General features: G+C 60.8%; 4 protein-coding genes and 1 pseudogene. 1 reads left to right on the top strand and 4 read right to left on the bottom strand.

Annotated elements, in window-relative coordinates; translation table 11 throughout:
- A partial coding sequence (locus AWB67_RS42615) for a hypothetical protein (protein ID WP_235025557.1) occupies positions 1-203 on the top strand: 203 nt, incomplete at its 5' end.
- Between the two features lie 89 nt (positions 204-292).
- On the opposite strand, the gene AWB67_RS35805 is transcribed toward AWB67_RS42615, so the two are convergent.
- The 4 genes and pseudogenes from AWB67_RS35805 to AWB67_RS35820 form a co-directional block, all read right to left on the bottom strand.
- Positions 293-883: a PqiC family protein gene (locus AWB67_RS35805; RefSeq protein WP_235025558.1), complete on the bottom strand. Its 591-nt coding sequence runs from the start codon at positions 881-883 to the stop codon at positions 293-295.
- Positions 883-2,493, bottom strand: a complete 1,611-nt coding sequence (locus AWB67_RS35810; protein WP_087660613.1) for a PqiB family protein — start codon at positions 2,491-2,493, stop codon at positions 883-885. The genes AWB67_RS35805 and AWB67_RS35810 overlap by 1 nt, the downstream gene beginning before the upstream one ends.
- Positions 2,477-2,705: pseudogene (locus AWB67_RS35815) on the bottom strand (paraquat-inducible protein A); the annotation flags it as partial. The pseudogene AWB67_RS35815 and the gene AWB67_RS35810, both read right to left, overlap by 17 nt.
- Positions 2,706-2,823: 118 nt before the next feature.
- Positions 2,824-3,046: lipid-binding SYLF domain-containing protein (locus AWB67_RS35820; protein ID WP_510183516.1), on the bottom strand; the 223-nt coding region annotated here is incomplete at its 5' end.

Consider the following 3,046-nt stretch of genomic DNA (forward strand, 5'->3'; position numbering starts at 1 on the left):
GGGAGCGCCTGCGATGCCAACCTTATCTGCCGTCGAGGTCACCGATGCGCCAGTCGGCAGACACGCGCAGGGTCAACAGCGAGTATGTAACTCCAAATGGAGATCGCCGAAACCGACTGGCCATTTTCGAACGTCACCGCCGTGTCGACCTTGGCCCTTCCGCGCGGTTCATGGGCATCGACCTCTCGTCGATCCAACAATAACCCTATTAAGACCCCTCAAACCCGAATTCAACAATTGACTTCGCACAGCAATATCCAGTTCCGTGTCTCTGCGTCGGCACTGGGCCGCGTCAATGCGGCGCTGATAACCGGATGGCGCTGGCGATGTCGTTGCTCACGGTCGCAAGTATCCGGCTGTGCGCATCGACAAGCGCGTCGTAGCCCGGCGCGCTCGCGAGTTCACGCGCGATCGTTTGGCCCGCGATCGCCGTTGACTGCTTAGGCGGCCGTACCGACCATAGCACCACCATAGCCGCTGCCTCGCCCGGCGCGGATTCGAAGCTCTGCACGTCGACCCTCACGCGGTACGCCTCAGTACTGTCCGAATGCTGCGCAAATCCCGACACTAGCGCGCCCGGCACGGCCCGCGCGAGGTCCGCCGCAAGCACACGCGAAATCTGACTCCGCAGGGGATCGGCCCAACGCGCGTACTCGTCGATTGTGACTTGCGTCGCACCCGTTCTGAGCACGAACTGTGGCCTGTCGACCGGTTCGGGAATCGTCACCGCATCGATCGCGATGCTGATCGGCGGTGTTGGCGTCCGAACGCTTTCGAGCGGCGGAGCCGCGCTCAGCGTGTAGAACGCCGCGCGAGGCGAGGTCGAACAACCTTCGACGAAAGACAGCACGATCAGCAGTGCGGGTAATAAGAGGGAGCGCATCACTTTTTGTCCTCCGGCTTGCCATAAATAAGCGCCTCGAGGTGGCGTTCGAGATATTCCGCGAGCGTGCGGAACGCGGCCGCCGTGCGAGACAGCTCGCGCATGGTTTCTATGGTGCTCTGCGCCATCGTGGAGTTCGGCCGGAAAGTCTGGTCGGCGGCGTCCAGTGCAGCACGGGCCGCCTGCAACGTCTTGCGCGCCTCGGGCGCCACGCTGTTGTCAAGCGTTTTCAATAAGGTATCCGCGGATTGCAGAGTCTGGCGCAAGTCCTTGCCGATTCCTTCGAACGGTATTTTGTTGAGCTTTGCGACCAACTCCGTCACAGAATCCTGAAGCGACTGCAAGCCACCGGGGATCGTTGGAATTTCGGGGGGACTCGCTTCCCAGTTCATCGTCGACTTCGGCGCGTTAGGGAAGAACTCCAGCGCGATGTATAGCTGACCCGTGAGCAGGTTGCCAGTTCTCAACTGGCCGCGCAGACCGCGTTCGACCAGCCACTCCGAAAACTTGCGACGTTCCTCCGTCACTCTTCCCTCTTTTTTGCCCCCCTCAAGGTGTGAGGTGAACCGCTCCGGGAAATAGCGTATCTCGACCGGAATGCTAAATTCCTTTTTTACGGGGTCATAGCGCGTGTAGATCGCCGACACTTCGCCCACCACGATGCCGCGGAATTCGACGGGTGCACCGACGGCCAGTCCACGGACCGACTCCTTGAAGTTGAAGACATACTTGTCGACAATGCGATCTTGCCGCTTCATCGCCTCGGCGCGCTCGTTGAAAAGCCGGAATTCGGTGTTCGTGGCGGCTTCGGTGGTATCAAACGCATCGGGCGGACTCTCAAACGCGAGGCCTCCGACCAGGATGGCCACGAGCGACTCGGTGTTGACCTTTACGCCACTGGTATCGAGAGACACGTCGACGCCGCTGGCCTGCCAGAAACGCGTGTCATGTTTGACGTACTTGTCGTAAGGTGCGTTGATAAACACGCGCAAGGTAACGCCCGAGCCGTCCGCGTCGAGGTCGTAGCGGGTCACCTGTCCGACCTGTAGACGGCGGAAGAAAATCGGCGAGCCGACGTCGACGGAGCCCATGTTCTCCGCCTTGAGCACGAACTCGCGCCCAGGCACGCCACTCTCGAACACCGGCGGCATTTCGAGACCGACGAAGTCGCGTCGCTCCTTGGTCTTCGTGCCGATGTCCATGCCGATGAACGAGCCGCTCAGCAGCGTGCCGATGCCCGACACCGTGCCGCCGGATATGCGCGGGCGCACTACCCAGAAGCGGGTATCCTCGACCAGCATGGTCGACGCATCCTTGGCAAGTTCCGCCGTAGCAATGACGCGCTTGTGATCCGGTGTAAGCACGACGCTCTTCACCACGCCGACGTCGACATTCTTGAACTTGATTTTAGTCTTGCCCGCCTCCAGCCCCTCGCCGGTGACGAAACTGATGGTGACTGTCGGCCCTTTCTCGAGGATCGCTTGCACTGCGAGCCACCCGCCGATCAGCACCGCGACGAGCGGCACCAGCCACACCAGTTGCACCCGAAAGCGCGAGCGTTGCTTGGCGGCTGCTTCCGGAAACTCGGGTTCGTCAGGGGGCATTGCCATGATCGGCCTCGTCGGTGTCCCAAATCAGCAGCGGGTCGAACGACATCGCGGCGAACATCGTCAACACCGCCGCCGCACCGAACGCGATCGCGGCCGGTCCGGCCTTGATCGTTGCGAGTGCATTGAACTGGACGAGCGCGACCAGTAAAGTGACGACGTAGATCGAGCATCGACCGGCGGCCGAAGAATTCAACGATTCGATAGATGCGTGAGTCGCAACGACCCGCTGTACTGCACAATGGCCTCGCCGGCGCTACTTATCGATCACGAGATCCAAGCGTGTGTCGCGGCCTGTAAGCGAGACGCACGTCCGCCGGTATCTCTGCCTTTTCATCGAGCGAGCTTGGTAATCTTCTGACCCTGCACGCCGAGACCTGCCATTAGTCCCTGCTGCCCGTAAATGAACGCATAGACATCCGAACTCAGATTGTCCGTCGTCATCGATTTGCCGATTCCCTGATCCACCACCACCACGCTCGGACCCATGCCGACGGACCAGCCGCTGCTGCTGTTCAGATATTTCATCGCGTTGTCGTTCATGAGGAACATGGCC

Source organism: Caballeronia terrestris, assembly GCF_001544515.1.
GTDB classification, from domain to species: Bacteria; Pseudomonadota; Gammaproteobacteria; order Burkholderiales; family Burkholderiaceae; genus Caballeronia; species Caballeronia terrestris.

Coding starts and splice junctions, on each gene's coding strand:
- AWB67_RS35805 (WP_235025558.1), bottom strand. CDS start 883: ATGCGCTCCCTCTTATTACCCGCACTGCTGATCGTGCTGTCTTTCGTC.
- AWB67_RS35810 (WP_087660613.1), bottom strand. CDS start 2,493: ATGGCAATGCCCCCTGACGAACCCGAGTTTCCGGAAGCAGCCGCCAAG.